Origin of the sequence: Rhodosalinus sp. K401 (assembly GCF_041365735.1) — a bacterium.
In the GTDB taxonomy this organism is placed as follows: domain Bacteria; phylum Pseudomonadota; class Alphaproteobacteria; order Rhodobacterales; family Rhodobacteraceae; genus Rhodosalinus.
The window spans coordinates 1-16,034 of the sequence record NZ_JBGFSI010000019.1 but is presented as its reverse complement, the minus strand read 5'-3'; the positions used below and the strand labels follow the sequence as shown (position 1 = coordinate 16,034).

Below are 16,034 nucleotides of genomic sequence, written 5' to 3'. Positions count from 1 at the left end.
AAGGAGACCGCGATGTATCTGACGATGAACCGTTTCAAGGTGAAGCCCGGGGAGGAAGCGGCCTTCGAGGAGGTCTGGACCCGGCGCGACAGCCATCTGAAATCGGTGCCGGGGTTTCTCGCCTTTCACCTTCTGAAGGGGCCGGAAAAGGACGGGTACCGCCTTTACGCCTCTCACACTGCCTGGGAAAGCGAGGGGCACTTCCTCGACTGGACACGGTCGGAGGCGTTCCGGGAGGCGCACAAGGGCGCGGGCGACAACAAGCATCTCTATCTCGAAGCGCCCGAGCTGGAGGCTTTCGAGACCGTGCAGGCGATCGGCTGATCGCTGTCCCGGCCCGGCGCATCGGCATGTTTTGGTCGGCGCCGCGCCCGATTTCCGCCAGATTTCTGTTCGACCCGTGAAACGGTCGCGGCCGGTCGGACCGATCGTGTCCACCGGGTGGCGATCAGCAGAAGGGGTTGAACATGGGACAGTCTTTCATTCGAACGATGGGCGCCGCGGCGATATCCGCGCTTGCGCTGGGCACTCTTGCCGTCGGCGCGACGGCACTTTCCACCACGCAGGTCGAGGCGCAAGGCCAGGGCAATGGCGGTAACGGCAACGGAAATGGCGGTGATCGCGGCGGCGGCAACGGAAATGGCGGCGGCAACGGCAAGGGCGGCGACCGCGGTGGCGAGCGCGGCGGCAACGGCAAGGGTGGCGATCGCGGCGCCGGCGCATCGGGCGCCAAGGGCGGCAACGGCGCGGAGCGATCGGCCCGGGCGGGATCCCGCGGCGCGATCGCGAGCGAGCTCAAGGGCCTCAACGCCATGAACGCGAGCCCGCAGGCCTTCGCGAACGCCGCGCCCGAAAGCCAGGTGGGCCGGATCCGGGAATACCGCGATGCCGTGATTGCCTCGAAGGAACTCGATCAGGCGGCGACGGACGCCGCCAATGACCTCGAGGAGGCCCGCGCGTCCTTGAGTGGCGCCCGAAACGATGCGGTCAGCGCCCTCGGGGGCGTCGAGCCGACCGACACCCTCTCGCAGGAGACGATCGATCAGGCGATCGCGGACCTCGAGGACGGGGTAATCGGGACAGAGGCGTTGAACGACGTGGCGGCCGCGCTCGAGGGCACCGAGACCGCTGGAACCCTCGACGCTCTCTTCGACAGCGCAACAACCTACGCAACGGCAAAGACGACGGCCGAGACTGCGGAAGCTGCGGCCGAGACCGCGCAGGAGGACGCCGATGCCGCGCTGCTCGACGCAAGTGGCGGGCGCACGCTTTCGGATGCGGCTCTGGCGGAGTTGAACGCCACGCTGGGGCTCTGAAGAAGCGCCGCGTGCGGGCTTCGCCCGTTTCCGGGTCGCGCGGGGCGGCCATCGCCGCCGCCCCGGCCATGCGCCCCCGATCCAGAAAGACCGGCTGAAACGAGAACGGGGCCCCGCGGGGCCCCGTCGCCGTCTTTCGTGAAGTGCGGAGGGTTCAATCCTCGGCTTCGGTCTCTTCCACCTCGGCTTCGGCGTCTTCGCCCTCTGCGCCCGCTTCGGCTTCGTCGGCCTTGAGGCCCGACGGCGCCGAGATGTTCGCGATGACGAAGTCGCGGTCGATCGTCGGTTTCGCGCCGGCGGGCAGGCTCACCATCGAGATCGTCACGGTGTCGCCGATGTCGAGGCCCGTCAGGTCCACGGTGATCTGCTCGGGGATGTCGCCGGCGGTCACGACGAGTTCCACCTCCGGGCGCACCGTGGTGAGCACACCGCCCCGCTTCAGGCCGGGCGCGGCCTCCTCGTTCTCGAACACGACCGGAATGTAGAGGTTGATCTTGGTCGTGCGGCGCAGGCGCATCAGGTCCACATGGGTGGGCAGGTCCTTGACCACGTCGCGCTGCACGCTGCGGCAGATCACGCGCACGTCGTCGTGCCCGTCCACCTTCAGGTTGAACAGCGTGGCGAGGAAGCGCCCCGCCCGCAGCCGCTTGATCAGCGCGTTGAAGGGGATGTTGATCGGCAGCGGATCGACGCCGCCTCCGTAAACGATCCCCGGCACCAGGTTCTCTCGGCGTGCCTGACGGGCGGCCCCCTTGCCTGTCCCCGTCCGAACCTGGGCGTGAAGATCCGGAATCTCTCCAGCCATGTCGGTGTCTCCTTGATTGAGGCGGGCATCCTCCAAGGGTGTATGCCCGCGTGAAGGCGCGCGGATAAACCGGATCGGCCCGGTTGGCAAGAGCGGTTCGGCAGAGACGCGGCTTGCCCGGGCGCGGGCGCCGTGACAGATCCCGTCCATGCCGGCCTTGCGAGACCTTGCCCTGACACGCGCGCCCTCTGCCGCCTTCGCGGCGATGGCGCTCTTCTGGGGCATGCTCGCCGCGCTGATGCCGCAGATCAAGACGCGCGCGGGGGCGAGCGATGCGGAGCTCGGCCTTCTGCTGCTGCTGGCGACCTGCGGCGCGGGGGTCGCCGTCCTGCTGGCGGGGCCGCTGGAGCGGGCGCTCGCGGGCCGGGCTGCGGCGCTTTCGGCGCTGGCCATGGCGGTGGCGCTCGCGCTGCTGGGCGCGGCGGACACGCGCCTTCTGTTCGGCGTCGCGCTTTTCGTGGGTGGCACGGCCTCGGGGCTGATGGACGTGACGGTGAACGTCCGCATCGCCCGGACGGAGGCGGGCACCGGGCGCGGGCTGATGAACCTCGTCCACGGCATCTACGCCGTCGCGCTCGCGCTCGCCGCCTTCTCGGCCGGCCTGGCACGTGAGGGCGGCGTGCCCCTGCCGGTCATCCTGTGGGTGGCGGCCCTGCTCGTGCTGCCCCTTGCGCTTGCCTGCGCCGGGGCGGATCCCGATGCGCGGCCCGAGCCTGCCGCCGTGGGGCGGCCGCCCGCCGGCGCGGGCGCGCTAGTCGCCGCCGGGGGCGCGGTGATCCTCGTGGGCTTCATCGCGGAGCAGGCGAGCGACGGCTGGTCCGCGCTTCACCTCGAACGCAGCGCGGGTGCGGGCCCGGCGGCCGCGGCGCTGGGGCCGGTGATCCTGAGCCTTGCCACCGGGGTCGGCCGCCTGTCCGCGCAGGCCGTCCTCGGCCGCGTGGGCGAGGCCGCGCTTCTGCGCTGGGCGGCCGGGTTCGCGGCGGCGGGCGCGGGGCTGGCCGCCTGGGCGCCGGGGCTGGGCTGGGCCTATCTCGGCTTCGCGGCGATGGGGCTCGGCGTGTCGGTCATCGTGCCGCTCGCGCTCGCGCTCGTCGGACGCGGCGCGGGCGAGCGCCGGATGCGGGCGATCTCGCTCGCCTCGGCGATCGGCTACACGGGCTTCTTCCTGGGCCCGCCCGCCATGGGCTTCCTGTCGGAATGGCAGGGCCTGTGGCTGTCCTTCCTCGCCGTGGCGGGGGCGCTCGCGCTCATCCCTCTGGCCCTCGGGCCCTGGCTTGCCGCGTCAACGCGCCGGAGCGGCTGAGCCGGGTCCGAGGTAACCCCCCGCCGCCATGAGGCGCGCGTGAAGCGCGTATTCCTGCGCCCGCGCCGCGCGCAGGCGATCGTGCAGCGCCCCGGGCAGCGCGGCGTCGCGCGGTGCCGAGACGTTCTTGCGCGGCAGCGAGATGTCCGTCTCGAAGCGTTCGGACAGGAAGGCCAGCAGGCGCGGCATCGCCTCGTAGGCGAAGAGATGGTCCACCGCCAGCCGCCCCCCGTCCGTCAGGAAAGCGTGCTGGTCGCCCACGCCGGCCCAGGCGGGCGGGGAGGGGGACAGCACCGCCTGCACGAAGGCCGGGAAATCCGCGTCGCCGACGCCGTTGGTCGCGCCGGGGCGGCTGCGGTAGCGCCACCAGCTTGCGAGCCGGTCCGTGGGCTCGCGCATCACCGCGACCACCTCCGGCGCGAGGCGGTAGCCGTCTTCGAGCAGGGGCGCCACCCGGCGCGCGAAGCGCCGCGCGGTCATGTGGCGGAACCGGCCGCGAAAGACGATGTCCGCGCGCCCCCGCAGCGCCGTCTCCAGCGCGGTGGAGCCGGTCTTGGGCACCGCCAGCAGGGCGAGGTTCTGGCGCGAGAAGATCAGCACGGGGCCGGTCAGCCGGTCTGCCAGGTGCCCTCGAAATCGCGCGGCACCAGCAGGATGTCGCGGTCGAGCTCGTCGACGCGCCGCCGCCCGCAAAGCGCCATGGTCGTGTCGAGCTCCTTGCGGATCACGTCGAGCGCCGTGCTCACGCCCTGCTGGCCCATGGCGCCCAGCCCGTAGACGAAGGCGCGGCCGATATAGGTGCCCTTCGCGCCGAGCGCGACCGCCTTCAGCACGTCCTGGCCCGAGCGGATGCCGCCGTCGAGATGCACCTCGATCCGGTCGCCCACCGCGTCGAGGATCGAGGGCAGGGCCCGGATCGACGAGAGCGCCCCGTCGAGTTGCCGCCCGCCATGGTTCGAAACCACGATCGCGTCGGCCCCCACGGCGAGCGCGGCCTTCGCATCCTCGGCGTCGAGGATGCCCTTGAGGATCACCGGCCCGTCCCACTTGTCGCGGAGCTTCTTCACCTTGTCCCAGTCGAGCGTGAGGTCGAACTGCTCGTTGATCCAGGACATCAGCGAGGCCGGGTCCGAGACGCCCTTGACGTGGCCCACGATGTTGCCGAACTGCCGCCGCTTCGTGCCGAGCATCTCCAGCCCCCAGCTCCATTTCGTGGCGAGGTCCGCCATGGTCGAGAGCGTCAGCTTCGGCGGGGCGGAGAGGCCGTTCTTCAGGTCCTTGTGCCGCTGGCCGAGGATCTGCAGGTCGAGCGTGATGACGAGCGCGGAGCACTTCGCCTCTTTCGCGCGGGCGATCAGCCGGTCCACGTAGTCCTCGTCCTGCATGACGTAGAGCTGGAACCAGAAGGGTTTCGAGGTGTGCGCCGCCACGTCCTCGATCGAGCAAATCGACATGGTCGACAGGGTGAACGGCACGCCGAAGCGCTCGGCCGCCCGCGCGGCCTTGATCTCGCCGTCGGCGGCCTGCATCCCGGTCATGCCCACGGGCGCGAGCGCCACCGGCATCGCCACGTCCTCGCCCACCATGCTCGAGGCGGTCGACCGGTCCGCCATGTCCACGGCGACGCGCTGGCGCAGGCGGATCAGGTCGAAGTCCGAGACGTTCTCGCGGAAGGTCTGTTCGGTCCAACTGCCCGACTCGCAGTAATCGTGGAACATGCGCGGGACCCGACGGGCGTAGATCCGCTTCAGGTCGTCGATGTTCGTGATCACGGGCATGGTCGCCGCCTCCTCGCGCAAATCCCGAAAAGGCGTAGCAACGTGCGCGCGGCGTGGCAATTGCGAGGACGCCGCGCTCAGCCCCGGTGCGCGCCGTCCGCGAGGCTTCTCACGAAGGAGAGAATGTCCGGCACGGGCTTGCCTGCGGCGATTTCGCCCACGATCGCGCTGCCCACGACGGCGCCGTCGGCCACCCCGGCGATGGCCTCGGCGGTCGCGGGCGACCTGATGCCGAAGCCCACCACGACGGGCAGGTCGGTCTGCGACTTGATGCGCGCGACATCGGGGCCCACGTCGGCCGCCTGCGCCTCCGCCGCGCCGGTGATCCCGGTGATCGAGACGTAGTAGACGAAGCCGGAGGTGTTCTCGAGCACCTTGGGCAGGCGCCTGTCGTCCGTGGTCGGCGTGGCCAGGCGGATGAAATCGAGCCCCGCGGCCTTCGCCGGCAGGCAAAGCTCGTCATCCTCCTCGGGCGGCAGGTCCACCACGATCAGGCCGTCGATGCCCGCCGCGCGCGCATCCTCGAGAAAGCGCGCGACGCCGCGATTGTAGATCGGGTTGTAGTATCCCATGAGCACGATCGGGGTCTCGTCGTCGCGCTCGCGGAAGGCGCGCGCCATGGCGAGCGTCTTCTCCAGCGTCTGGCCGCCCTCCAGCGCGCGCTGGCCGGCACGCTGGATGGTGGGGCCGTCGGCCATGGGGTCGGTGAAGGGCACGCCCAGTTCCACGATGTCGACGCCCGCGCCGGGCAGGCCCATGAGCACGTCCAGCGAGGTCTCGTAATCGGGGTCGCCGGCCATGATGTAGGCGACGAACGCCTTGCGGCCCTCGGCCTTCAGCCTCGCGAAACGGGCGGCGATGCGGGTCATGGGCTCCTCCGGGCGCTGATGGTCCGCGCTCCATTGCCTCACGGGCGCGGCGAAATCAATGGCTGCGCCCGTCCGGCCCGCGCGGTTTTTCCCGCCGTCGCCCTGCGCGGCTTGCGCCGCCCGGCCTTCCTGCCTAGACACGCGCCGTCACGCCAGGGAAGGGACGCGCATGGGCTTCAAGGTCGGAATCGTGGGGCTGCCGAACGTGGGCAAGTCCACGCTCTTCAACGCGCTGACCCGCACCGCCGCGGCGCAGGCGGCCAATTTCCCCTTCTGCACGATCGAGCCCAATGTGGGCGAGGTCGCCGTGCCCGACGCGCGGCTCGACCGGCTGGCCGCCATCGCGGGCTCGCGGCAGATCGTGCCGACCCGGATGACCTTCGTGGATATCGCGGGCCTCGTGAAGGGCGCCTCGAGGGGGGAGGGGCTCGGCAACCAGTTCCTCGCCAACATCCGCGAGGTGGATGCCATCGCCCATGTGCTGCGCTGCTTCGAGGACGACGACGTGACCCATGTCGAGGGCCGCGTCGATCCCGTCGCCGACGCCGAGACCATCGAGACCGAGCTCATGCTCGCCGACATGGAAAGCATAGAGAAACGCCTTCAGGGCCTGTCGCGGAAGGTTCGCGGCGGCGACAAGGAGGCGGTGCACCAGGAACGGCTGCTCAACGCCGCCCTCGCCATGCTGTCGGAGGGCAAGCCCGCGCGCCTCGTCGAGGTGGACGAGGAGGACGCGAAGGCGTGGAAGGCGCTCCAGCTTCTGACCGCGAAGCCCGTGCTCTACGTCTGCAACGTCGAGGAAAGCTCGGCCGGACACGGCAACGCGCAGTCCGCCCGCGTGGCCGAGATGGCGGCGGGGCAGGGCGCCGGCACGGTGGTGATCTCGGCCCGCATCGAGGAGGAGCTCGCCCAGCTCGACGCCGAGGAGGCCGAGATGTTCCTGGCCGAGATGGGGCTCGAGGAGCCGGGTCTCGACCGGCTGATCCGCGCGGGCTACGAGCTGCTGCACCTTCAGACCTTCTTTACCGTGGGCCCGAAGGAGGCCCGCGCCTGGACGATCCGCGAAGGCACCCGCGCGCCGCAGGCGGCGGGCGTCATCCACGGGGATTTCGAGAGGGGCTTCATCCGCGCCGAGACCATCGCCTATGACGATTTCGTGGAGCTTGGCGGCGAGCAGGCCGCCAAGGAGGCGGGGCGGATGCGCGCCGAGGGCAAGGCCTACGTCGTCAAGGAAGGCGACGTGCTGCACTTCCTCTTCAACACCTGAGAGAGGGACGGGCCCGCCCCCGTCGCGCAGGCCCCCGCCTCATTCCGCGGCGAGGAAGTCGCCGACCTCGAGCAGGATCATCTCGGTGTCGTCGGCCCGGCCCTGCTGTCGGCCCACCGAGAAGGGGTAGTTGTTGTCGTTGGCCACGACGATCCGGGCCGGCCCCACCCGGTCCACGTTCTCGATCGTGACGAAGGGGAACGCGAACACGCCGTCGATCGTGCCGCGGGGCGCGACGCCTGCCGGATCCGCGATCGCCATGAGATCGATGTAGGCGATCTTCTCCAGCACCCCCGACGGATCGGTCCGCGCGAGATCGACGAGATAGATCCGCTTGAACCCGGCCGGGCGCGCGGGCCAGCCCTCGCGCGGATCGCCCTGGCCGCCGTCGCGCTCGATGACGAGCGCGCGCGTGCCGTCGACGATGTTGAAGTCGCCGATGGCGTGGCCGACGTCTTCGAGCGGGTAGTAGCGCACTGCGCCCCCCCATTCGCCGGTCAGGGCGTCGAACTCGAACATGCGCAGGACGGGCCGTCCGTCGATCGTCTCGGGCCCGCCCGTGGCCGGATCGAAAAGCGGCTTCTCGAGCAGGGGATGGAGCGTCCGGCCGTCCGCGGAGAGCGCCATGCCCTCGAAACCGCCCGAGCGCGGGGCCACGACGTCCGCGGGCAGGTCGGCGCCCGGGTCGGGCGCGGCGACGAAGGCATTGTCGGGCGAGCGGATGAGATCGCCGCCGGGTGAAGTGGCGATCACCTGCCGGATCGCGCCCGCGCCGTCCACCTCCAGCAGCCAGGGCCCGAACTCGTCGCCGATCCAGTAGCCGTCGCCCACGGGCTGGATGGATTCGGGGTCGAAGTCCGCGCCCGTGAGATAGCGCGTCTCCGTGGCCTCCGTGGCGATCGGGAAGGGCACGACGCGGTCCGGGTCGGACAGGAAGACCGTGCGCTCGGGCACGAGCCGCCCCGCCTCCCAGTCCGCCCGGAGCACGCTGAACATCAGCAGCGCGTCGGCCGAGTTCGCCTTGGAGCCGAAGCCGTTGTCGGTGAGCATCAGGAAACGGTCGTCGCCGAGGCTCCGTATGCCGGAGAAGCCCTGCAACGCCATTGCGGGGAAGGGGCGGGCGAGGCCGGTCGCCGGGTTTCGAAGCGCGTAGAGCGACTCCGTCCGCGCGCCGCCGGTGAAGCGGCCGGACATCGCGAAGAGGGCCGGCGCGTCCGGTGGCGCGGGCACGAAGGACTGCGCGGGCAGGACCGCATGTGCCCTGAGCGTGGCCGTGAACGACTGGGGATCCGCCGCGGCGCGGCCGCCGGCAAGGCCGGCGAGAACGAAAATGGCGGCACAGCGCCGGAAAACGGGACCGAGCATCGGGACATGTCCGCTGCGGTGCATTCTGCGTCGTACCCCTTGCCACGCTTTCTCAACAGGGGGGTTGCAGTTTCATGACGGAACAGTGACCCGTGACCGCGGCGTTTTCATGGGGCACGTCCGCGGCGTGGCGTCCGATGGTCGGCCGCGTGCCCACCAGGGGCGATCCCCGCTCAATCGGGCGCGGCCGGGTGCGCGGCGCCACCTCTTGTCGTGGCACCGCCGAGAAGACCGGGCTCGACGCGCCATGTGCTCGCGTTGCGCATCCGCGCGAAGGCTGGCGCGTGTTCTGCCCCGGATGGCATCGTGGCAGTTGCGCGTGTCGCAGGCCCCGGCGGCGGTAACGGAGCCAATCTTCACATCAGCCGGGATCTGGCTGAGCAGCTCGGGCAGCATGGGCGCACCCCCAACGTTGCTTCCGGTGATTTCGATGGCGCGGATCTCCAGCGTCTGTTCATCGACACCGATGTGGATCTTGCGCCAGAGACGGCGTTTCGCGCCACCATGCTTGCGGGCGTGCCATTCGCCTTCGCCCTCCGCCTTGATGCCGGTGCTGTCGATCAGCAGGTTCAGCGGCCCCTGCGAGCCGCGGTAGGGGATGGTCACGGCCAAGGTCTTCTGGCGTCGGCTCAGCGTGCTGAAATCCGGCACCGTCCAGTCGAGGCCGACCAAGCGGAGCAGGCTCTCCACAAACCCGGTCGTCTGCCGGAGGGCCATGCCGAAGAGCACCTTCATCGTCAGGCACGTCTGGATCGCAGCATCGCTATACTGCGGCTGCCTGCCTCGCTTTCCGGTTGGCGGTGGCACCCACGCCATGTCCGGGTCGAACCAGATCGTCAGGGAGCCGCGCTGCTTCAGCGCTTCGTTGTAGGCTGGCCAGTTCTTGGTCTTGTAGCTCGGCGGGATCGGTCTGCTCATGCAGACCAGCTACCACGCTGGATTTACGAGATGAGTCCCCCCCCTCGACATTTGCGCAACAAAGCCACGCGGGAGTATCACCAACGGTCAAGAGAGGACCAAACCCTGAACAGACCTGATCCATAAACGCGGACTCAAAGGGGCGCAGGTCATCACCGAATGTTGGATGCCGGTCGCGTTGGCGGAGGGGATGGGTCTGGGATCGAACGTTCTCCGCCCTGTACGTTATTGTTATTATTATGCCGTTCGTTGGTTCCGGCGCAAGCCGCCTCAAATGCGACCCGGAAACAACCTTACATCGTCACCGCCAGGCGGATGACTTCGGGGCTGCTGTGGAAGTACTTGAAGGGATCACGTTTTTGTCATGGCCGGACGCTACGAGGCCGCCCTGCCTGCCTCAAACGGATTCCTTCTGACAACGCCCGCGCCACGGCTCCAGCGGTGATCGTCTTCCAGCGCTTCGCGTTCTTGCGGGGCGGGATGACGGCATGGGCACCGCGATCTGCAATCGCATCGTGGCACTTCCGCGTGTCGTGTGCGCCGTCTGCCGTGACGCTGCCGGTTTCCTGGTCCGCCGGGATCTGGCCGAGAAGATCGGGTAGCACAGGAGCGTCACCGATGTGACTCCCGGTGATCTCGACAGCCCGAACCTCCAGCGTTTCCTCGTCGATCCCGAGATGGATCTTGCGCCAGCCGTGGCAGACGGCCGTCACCGGAGGCTTACTCTTCATAGGGCTCCCTCCCGGTCAAAAGACCGACAGGGTAGCCCGCTGCACATCGCCTCGCAGCAGATCGTAACGGGGTGGGCGGATGCGCACCAGCAGATCCCCGAGCCATGTCCCCGGCTGCGCCATCGGGTTCGTCTGCCGCTTGATAACGACGCTGTTGGCCCCGAGGATCAGAAGTCGCCTGAGCGACCGCTCGCCCATCTTCGTGGTCGCGCCGAGCCGCTGCTTGCCGCCGGTCGAGTGCTGTCGGGGCGTGAGGCCGAGCCACGCCGCGAAATCACGCGCTCGCCGGAAATGCTCGGGCGGCGGGGCAAGTGTTGCCAGCGCCGTGGCGATCAGCGGGCCGATCCCGGGGATCGTCATCAGCCGCCGCGCGACCTCGTCCTCCCGCGCCCGGCGGGCGATCTCCGCATCGAGCCCTGCAATCCGCTCGTCGAGATGGCGCAGACCATCGATTAGAACCTGTAACGTCTCCCGCGCCGTCTCCGGCAGCGCGTCGTCCTTCGCCTCGACCAGCTCGGCCAGGCGCCGCGCGTTCCAAGCCCCCTGAGGGACGACCTCGCCGAACTCGGTAAGGTGGCCGCGCAACGCGTTGATGGTCTGCGTGCGCTGCCGGATCAGCAGCTCGCGCACCCGGAACACCGCCGCCGAGCCCTGCTTTTCCTCGCTCTTCACCGGCACGAAGCGCATGTTGGGCCGCTGCGCCGCCTCGCAGATGGCCTCGGCGTCCGCCGCGTCGTTCTTCCGCCTGCGCACGAACGGCTTGACGTAGGCCGGCGGGATCAGTCGGACCTCATGGCCCAGCTTGCCGATCTCCCGGCCCCAGAAGTGTGCGCCACCGCAGGCTTCCATCGCCACCGTGCAACGCGGTAGCCCGGCCAGCACCTCGAGCACTTGCCCCCGCCGCAGCTTGCGACGCAGGACCGCCCGACCGGACGCGTCCGCTCCGTGCAGCTGAAACACATTCTTCGCCAGATCGAGCCCGATCGTGATAATCTCCGACATGATCGCCCTCCTCGTGGATCGTTGATGACCCACCTTGGCACACAGATGCCGTCGGGAGGCGGTCACACCATCAGAGCCGTTCACCCGGAGATTACGCCGCCCTTGAATTTTCACCAACTCCGCGACACGACCGCCCCACCTCAGCCGAAAGATGACCGAAGCTGTGCAGCCCAGCGGTCTGCGAGCCGTGCGATAACCCAAAGAGATCGGAACGTCACTAACAACGAGCCATCGACGCGAAATCGGCGCACCTCGACATCGAGATGTACCTTGTCGCCGCTCGCTTCCAAGACATTGATCTCACCCCATTCGGTATGACCCCACTCCTGTCCCGCCCGCGCTCTGAAATCGTCAAAATAGCTGTCGGGACTTTCCCAGATCGTCATCTTCCCTCCGCTGAGCCGGTAGTGTGGAAAGTGTAGGCTCCGTGCGACGGTTTCAGGGTCGCGCGCGTTGAGCCCCTCCAGGTGAAGGCGCATCACGGCGAGGGCCGCATCGGTTGCTGACGTGTAATCTGACATATTTTCTCCAAAGTCTTCTCTGGTAGTTGATTTCCGCGCAGTGGTGTTGCGGTGCGATCTGGCCTTCTTCCGGCGCATCCTGACACATCTGCCTGTCTGGGGTGTGCAGGAAATGCCTTGTGCTGGCTCAATAATCTCTGAGGCCCTCACTCAGAGTGCGCCATGACTCGCCGACCGATTTCGGGAATCATTCTATGAGTGTGCCGTTTGCCGCAAAAAATCCCAAAAGAATAAATCCTGAGTGTGGGGAGCTGCCTCCGAAAGATCAGCTATGTGCTGAAGCCGTACAGCCGTGCGGGATTGGCGACCAGTATTCGATTGCGCTGGCCGTCATCAGATACCCAATCTGCCAAGAGATCGATGAGGTCACCATCATTCGGCATTGGTCCCGTGATATGTGGATGTGGCCAGTCGCTCCCCCAGACGAGATGCTCAGGGTTGGCGGCGACAAGCGCCCGTGCCAGCGGCGCAACATCTGGGTAAGCGACATCATGTGAATCGGTCAGTCTGTAGGCGCCAGATAGTTTTACCCAAGCCTTTTCGTCGGACAACAAATAAAGAAGCGCCTGAAATCCCTCTGATCTTATGCCTTCGGGCGCGGGAACGTGCCCCAAGTGGTCAAACACCACCGGAACCGGCAGTTGCCGCACCAGGGCTTCGATGTCGGGAATATCCGCGAGGTTGACAAGAAGTTGCAAATGCCAGTCCATGTCAGCGAGTTTGTGCGACAGACCGCTCAGATCATCGACCCGTGTATCCGATGCAAAAAGCAGATTGACTCGCGCGCCTCTTGCTCCCTTGTGATGCAGGGCCTTGAGTTCTGACAGGGTCACGCTGTCGTCGACAACGACAACCGCGCGAAACGCCTCGCCCGCCTCGGCCACTGCGGCGAGCGTAACTGAATTATCGGTTCCGTACACGCTGGGCTGAACGATGACGCCACGCGCAATACCGAGGGTATCGAGCATCTTTCGATAGGAAACGAGCGGTGCTGGCGAGGGCGTATAGGTACGCGGCGTAATCAGAAGGGCCTCGGCGCTGCCGGAAAAAATATGGGCATGGCAATCGCAGGCAAGCGCAGGCATGTCAAACCGAGGCGGATGCGGACTGGGATCGAACGGTAGATACGGTAGTTCCTGCGGGTCTCGGTCTTGCAAATCTCGCCTCCATATCCACCGAATGTCATCACTTGCGTGGGCGTCAGATTATGGGGAACTCCGTAAAGAAGTTCAACAGAGCTGCATAAAGACCTGGTCGATCACGTGGATATCTGGGTCTAAGAATAGCGCGACGTTGCGCATGGGATGCAGTTCAATGGTCTTCCGGCGTCGCAAGGCTATTGCTTGCCGGATAAGGGGGGAGCCGACGAATTCCGGGAGCCCGCGTGAACTGTGCCTTCGGCCAGCAAAGCTTCAATCTGGGTGTCGGTGAAACCGAGTTCACGCAGGATGACCAGACTGTCTTCGCCGTGCTCCGGCGACGGGCAGTGCGCAGACAGGGGCTCTCCGTCGGTAAAGCGAAACGGGAGTGTCCCACGTCCGACATCGTCGCCGGGCTTTCCATCAAGGAATCTACGGGCGACGACTTGCGGTAGTGCCAGACTTTCGGGCAATGTCCGCATCCGGGCTGCCGGTACTCCGTTCGCCAGCAAGAGTGTTTCCCATTCCTCGGCGGTGCGGGTCGCCAGAACCTCGGTCAAGGAAGCGGCCATCTCGGCGGCATTCTTCTTGCGGACTTCCGGATTGGCGAAACGCGGATCTGAGATCCATTCAGGCTTCCCGAGCGTTTCTGCCAGAAGGGTGAATTGGCTTTCTTCACTTACACCCAGACTGAGAATGCCTTCTTTGCAGTGAAAGTTGCCAGAGCTGGCGCTGCCGCTATTTGCAGCATTACCGCGAGGTTTTGGCAGGTTTCCGGTGACCAGTAAATCGGTCACGGTCGAGGCCATGAGCGCATGTGCCGTTTCAAGCATTGAAACGTCGATGAAGGTGCCCTGTCCCGTTTGCTCACGCTGATAGAGCGCAGCACTGATCGCAAGGGTTGCTGCAAGAGCGACTCCGTAATCGATGATCGGAGCACCCGTGCGCAGGGGGCCGCTTTCGGCGGTTCCGGTCAGCGTCATGAGGCCACTGATCGCTTGGATATTGACATCGTAGGCCCGCGCGTTCTCCATCGGGCCGCCGCGTCCGTAGCCGGTCATTGCGCAATGGATCAGGCGGGGGTTGAGGTGCCGCGTGCGGCTTTCGTCGAGCCCGAGATTCTGGATCGTTTCAGGCATGTGGTTTTCGACCAGCACATCGGCGCCTTTCAACAACCGTTCCATCACATCACGCCCCGCTTCACCGGCGATATCAAGCGCAATTGAACGTTTTCCAGCGCCCTGCGTCAGGTATGATGTGCTCATGCCAGATGCGGCGCGATCGGGATCACTGCCGCCGCGATGACGCATGGCGTCACCTCGGATCGTGCCCTCAACCTTGATCACGTCGGCTCCAAGAAGCGCCAGATAATACGCGCAAGCCGGCCCAGCCAGCACATGGGTGAAGTCGATGACGCGTAGACCTTGGAGTGGAAGAGTCATGTCGATCCTTTCAAGAATGCCCAAGAGGGGCTTGGGGCTATGAAAGCCGCCCTGCCAAGCCAAGCCCAAGGCGAGCTTTCTCCGTTTCGATGGCTGTATAGGTGGTGAGATTGCCTATGTGTACGTCCGCGCCGACTGCCTTCGTCAAGCCTGTCTTGCCGGCATAAATCTGCACCGTCATCGTACCGACGCGCGGATTGGCCTGCTCGAACACGCACCAGCTTGTGTAGCAGTTGTCTTTCAGGATCAGGGCCTCGTCCCGAATGCCGCTATCCATCAATTCCTGCCCCTCGATCATTGCGAGGTCGGCACGACCGGCGAGAACCCCATTTACCTTCGCCAACATCGCTTCATGATCGGCATTGTCGCGCCTTTCACCGATCTCTTCCACGGGTGACAGTCCGAGATCACGGACCATCGCAAGTCCGCGGTTGAGCGTGCCCGCGTCCGGTTCGACAACGTTGTCCGAGGCCTCGATCATGTCGAAACCCACGGCGCGCGCTTTGGACGGCTACGCCTGCATTGGGGCAATGCCATTGTAGGGAGGGCATATTCCTGGATCTGCCCAACTAGAAGGGAACGCACGCCGCCGGCGAACAAGAGCGCCAATTTCTCCATCAGATACTCGCGTGGAAAAACGCAAGCGGTCCCTCGTGTGATCCTGACGACGTCGATGTAAGCAACAGCCACGTCAAGAAGCCAAGTGAGTGCCGGGAGCGACACTTCGCGGTCGGAGAGCATTTTCACCCCCGGATTTCTAAGCCTTCCAAGTGACCGACGCTTCTCCAATGGGATCAGCGCAATTGCGCGAGTAAGAGGCATCCAGTGTCTCCATCTTTCTTGGGTTTCACAGTAAACCGAGGAATTCTTCTTGTGAATACGAATAATCTGCCGACGTCTTCAGTATACTGGAAGGCTCAGCGCCTATCGCCGTGGCCTGTGCTGCCTCCTGCAGGATATCTTCCACTATTTTTATCAGGGAATACCTGGTTCGTTGTTCTGCCAGAAATGAACAAGCTTGAGCACCGTTGCCATGTTGTCGACAACGGCAATTGCACCGGGCCGTCAGATCGACGCAATCGAGCAAATATGGTTCATGCCAAAGCCGATGCAGCAAGCAGTAAGGACAAAGGCTACGCGGTTTTTATCACCTGGTCAAAGCCATCTTTAGCCTGATTTTCAAAGATGCAATTGACTTAGGCTCAGGACCCATTGATTTCAGTCGAAGGGCATGATTCACCGCGCGAAAACCGGGCGGTGAACATGTCTGATCTCTTCTGGCTGAGCGACGCGCAGATGGCACGTCTGGAGCCCTGTTTTCCGAAGTCCCACGGCAAGCCGCGCGTCGATGACCGGCGCGTCCTCAGTGGGATTATATTCATCAATCGCAATGGGTTGCGATGGCGAGATGCGCCGAAGGAATATGGACCCCACAAGACGCTCTACAACCGTTGGAAACGTTGGAGCGATAAAGGCATCTTCGCGAAGATGATGGCCGGACTGGCTGCCGGGCACGGCGAGAAGAAGACCGTGATGATCGACGCCACCTACCTGAAGGCCCACCGCACCGCGTCCAGT

General features: G+C 66.1%; 15 protein-coding genes and 3 pseudogenes. 5 read left to right on the top strand and 13 right to left on the bottom strand.

Annotation, left to right across the window (positions count from 1 at the left end; genetic code table 11):
• Nucleotides 1–12 precede the first annotated feature (12 nt).
• Both AB6A66_RS15770 and AB6A66_RS15765 read left to right on the top strand, forming a co-directional pair.
• On the top strand, nt 13–324 hold the full coding sequence (locus tag AB6A66_RS15770; protein ID WP_371037267.1) for an antibiotic biosynthesis monooxygenase: 312 nt from the start codon (nt 13–15) through the stop codon (nt 322–324).
• Between the two features lie 143 nt (nt 325–467).
• Complete coding sequence (locus AB6A66_RS15765) at nt 468–1,316, top strand: hypothetical protein (protein WP_371056638.1); 849 nt, start codon at nt 468–470, stop codon at nt 1,314–1,316.
• A gap of 154 nt (nt 1,317–1,470) precedes the next feature.
• Here the strand turns inward: AB6A66_RS15765 and AB6A66_RS15760 are convergent, their stop codons facing one another.
• Nucleotides 1,471–2,121, bottom strand: a complete 651-nt coding sequence (locus tag AB6A66_RS15760; protein ID WP_371056637.1) for a 50S ribosomal protein L25/general stress protein Ctc — start codon at nt 2,119–2,121, stop codon at nt 1,471–1,473.
• Between the two features lie 148 nt (nt 2,122–2,269).
• On the opposite strand from AB6A66_RS15760, the gene AB6A66_RS15755 reads away from it, so the two are divergent.
• Nucleotides 2,270–3,424 (top strand): MFS transporter, encoded by a 1,155-nt coding sequence (locus AB6A66_RS15755; RefSeq protein WP_371037264.1) that lies wholly within the window; start codon nt 2,270–2,272, stop codon nt 3,422–3,424.
• Here the strand turns inward: AB6A66_RS15755 and AB6A66_RS15750 are convergent.
• The 3 genes from AB6A66_RS15750 to trpA all read right to left on the bottom strand — a co-directional run bounded on the left by AB6A66_RS15750 (nt 3,404) and on the right by trpA (nt 6,071).
• Complete coding sequence (locus AB6A66_RS15750; protein ID WP_371056636.1) at nt 3,404–4,024, bottom strand: hypothetical protein; 621 nt, start codon at nt 4,022–4,024, stop codon at nt 3,404–3,406. The genes AB6A66_RS15755 and AB6A66_RS15750 overlap by 21 nt on opposite strands.
• 8 nt (nt 4,025–4,032) lie before the next feature.
• Nucleotides 4,033–5,202 carry an L-lactate dehydrogenase gene (locus AB6A66_RS15745; protein ID WP_371056635.1) on the bottom strand — a complete coding sequence of 390 codons (1,170 nt, stop codon included), beginning with the start codon at nt 5,200–5,202 and terminating at the stop codon, nt 4,033–4,035.
• Between the two features lie 77 nt (nt 5,203–5,279).
• A complete protein-coding gene (gene trpA / locus AB6A66_RS15740; RefSeq protein WP_371037261.1) occupies nt 5,280–6,071 on the bottom strand; it encodes a tryptophan synthase subunit alpha in 792 nt (263 codons plus the stop codon).
• Nucleotides 6,072–6,240: 169 nt separating this feature from the next.
• On the opposite strand from trpA, the gene ychF reads away from it, so the two are divergent.
• Nucleotides 6,241–7,338 (top strand): redox-regulated ATPase YchF, encoded by a 1,098-nt coding sequence (ychF, locus tag AB6A66_RS15735; RefSeq protein ID WP_371056634.1) that lies wholly within the window; start codon nt 6,241–6,243, stop codon nt 7,336–7,338.
• Nucleotides 7,339–7,377: 39 nt separating this feature from the next.
• Here the strand turns inward: ychF and AB6A66_RS15730 are convergent, their stop codons facing one another.
• The 9 genes and pseudogenes from AB6A66_RS15730 to AB6A66_RS15690 all read right to left on the bottom strand — a co-directional run bounded on the left by AB6A66_RS15730 (nt 7,378) and on the right by AB6A66_RS15690 (nt 15,278).
• Nucleotides 7,378–8,703 (bottom strand): esterase-like activity of phytase family protein, encoded by a 1,326-nt coding sequence (locus tag AB6A66_RS15730; protein WP_371056633.1) that lies wholly within the window; start codon nt 8,701–8,703, stop codon nt 7,378–7,380.
• 273 nt (nt 8,704–8,976) lie between these two features.
• Nucleotides 8,977–9,621 (bottom strand): annotated as a pseudogene (locus AB6A66_RS15725) (IS5 family transposase); the annotation flags it as partial.
• Between the two features lie 401 nt (nt 9,622–10,022).
• Nucleotides 10,023–10,313 (bottom strand): annotated as a pseudogene (locus AB6A66_RS15720) (transposase); the annotation flags it as partial.
• A gap of 108 nt (nt 10,314–10,421) precedes the next feature.
• Nucleotides 10,422–11,354 (bottom strand): annotated as a pseudogene (locus AB6A66_RS15715) (IS110 family transposase); the annotation flags it as partial.
• Nucleotides 11,355–11,494: 140 nt separating this feature from the next.
• Nucleotides 11,495–11,875: a hypothetical protein gene (locus tag AB6A66_RS15710; RefSeq protein ID WP_371056632.1), complete on the bottom strand. Its 381-nt coding sequence runs from the start codon at nt 11,873–11,875 to the stop codon at nt 11,495–11,497.
• Between the two features lie 269 nt (nt 11,876–12,144).
• Nucleotides 12,145–12,960 carry an amidohydrolase family protein gene (locus tag AB6A66_RS15705; RefSeq protein ID WP_371056631.1) on the bottom strand — a complete coding sequence of 272 codons (816 nt, stop codon included), beginning with the start codon at nt 12,958–12,960 and terminating at the stop codon, nt 12,145–12,147.
• Between the two features lie 251 nt (nt 12,961–13,211).
• Nucleotides 13,212–14,456 carry a CaiB/BaiF CoA transferase family protein gene (locus AB6A66_RS15700; protein WP_371056630.1) on the bottom strand — a complete coding sequence of 415 codons (1,245 nt, stop codon included), beginning with the start codon at nt 14,454–14,456 and terminating at the stop codon, nt 13,212–13,214.
• Nucleotides 14,457–14,493: 37 nt separating this feature from the next.
• Nucleotides 14,494–14,949, bottom strand: coding sequence for a hypothetical protein (locus AB6A66_RS15695; protein WP_371056629.1), 456 nt, complete (start codon nt 14,947–14,949; stop codon nt 14,494–14,496).
• Nucleotides 14,934–15,278, bottom strand: a complete 345-nt coding sequence (locus AB6A66_RS15690; RefSeq protein WP_371056628.1) for a phosphosulfolactate synthase — start codon at nt 15,276–15,278, stop codon at nt 14,934–14,936. Before AB6A66_RS15690 ends, AB6A66_RS15695 begins: the two co-directional genes overlap by 16 nt.
• A gap of 441 nt (nt 15,279–15,719) precedes the next feature.
• Between AB6A66_RS15690 and AB6A66_RS15685 the strand changes: the two genes are divergently transcribed.
• Nucleotides 15,720–16,034: transposase (locus AB6A66_RS15685; protein ID WP_371056627.1), on the top strand; the 315-nt coding region annotated here is incomplete at its 3' end.

Excerpts from the sequence above, each read along its gene's own strand:
- AB6A66_RS15730 (WP_371056633.1), bottom strand. The coding sequence starts at position 8,703 with ATGCTCGGTCCCGTTTTCCGGCGCTGTGCCGCCATTTTCGTTCTCGCC.
- trpA (WP_371037261.1), bottom strand. The coding sequence starts at position 6,071 with ATGACCCGCATCGCCGCCCGTTTCGCGAGGCTGAAGGCCGAGGGCCGC.
- AB6A66_RS15755 (WP_371037264.1), top strand. The coding sequence starts at position 2,270 with ATGCCGGCCTTGCGAGACCTTGCCCTGACACGCGCGCCCTCTGCCGCC.
- AB6A66_RS15760 (WP_371056637.1), bottom strand. The coding sequence starts at position 2,121 with ATGGCTGGAGAGATTCCGGATCTTCACGCCCAGGTTCGGACGGGGACA.
- AB6A66_RS15690 (WP_371056628.1), bottom strand. The coding sequence starts at position 15,278 with ATGCCTCTTACTCGCGCAATTGCGCTGATCCCATTGGAGAAGCGTCGG.
- AB6A66_RS15705 (WP_371056631.1), bottom strand. The coding sequence starts at position 12,960 with ATGCCTGCGCTTGCCTGCGATTGCCATGCCCATATTTTTTCCGGCAGC.
- AB6A66_RS15710 (WP_371056632.1), bottom strand. The coding sequence starts at position 11,875 with ATGTCAGATTACACGTCAGCAACCGATGCGGCCCTCGCCGTGATGCGC.
- AB6A66_RS15745 (WP_371056635.1), bottom strand. The coding sequence starts at position 5,202 with ATGCCCGTGATCACGAACATCGACGACCTGAAGCGGATCTACGCCCGT.
- ychF (WP_371056634.1), top strand. The coding sequence starts at position 6,241 with ATGGGCTTCAAGGTCGGAATCGTGGGGCTGCCGAACGTGGGCAAGTCC.
- AB6A66_RS15765 (WP_371056638.1), top strand. The coding sequence starts at position 468 with ATGGGACAGTCTTTCATTCGAACGATGGGCGCCGCGGCGATATCCGCG.
- AB6A66_RS15770 (WP_371037267.1), top strand. The coding sequence starts at position 13 with ATGTATCTGACGATGAACCGTTTCAAGGTGAAGCCCGGGGAGGAAGCG.
- AB6A66_RS15700 (WP_371056630.1), bottom strand. The coding sequence starts at position 14,456 with ATGACTCTTCCACTCCAAGGTCTACGCGTCATCGACTTCACCCATGTG.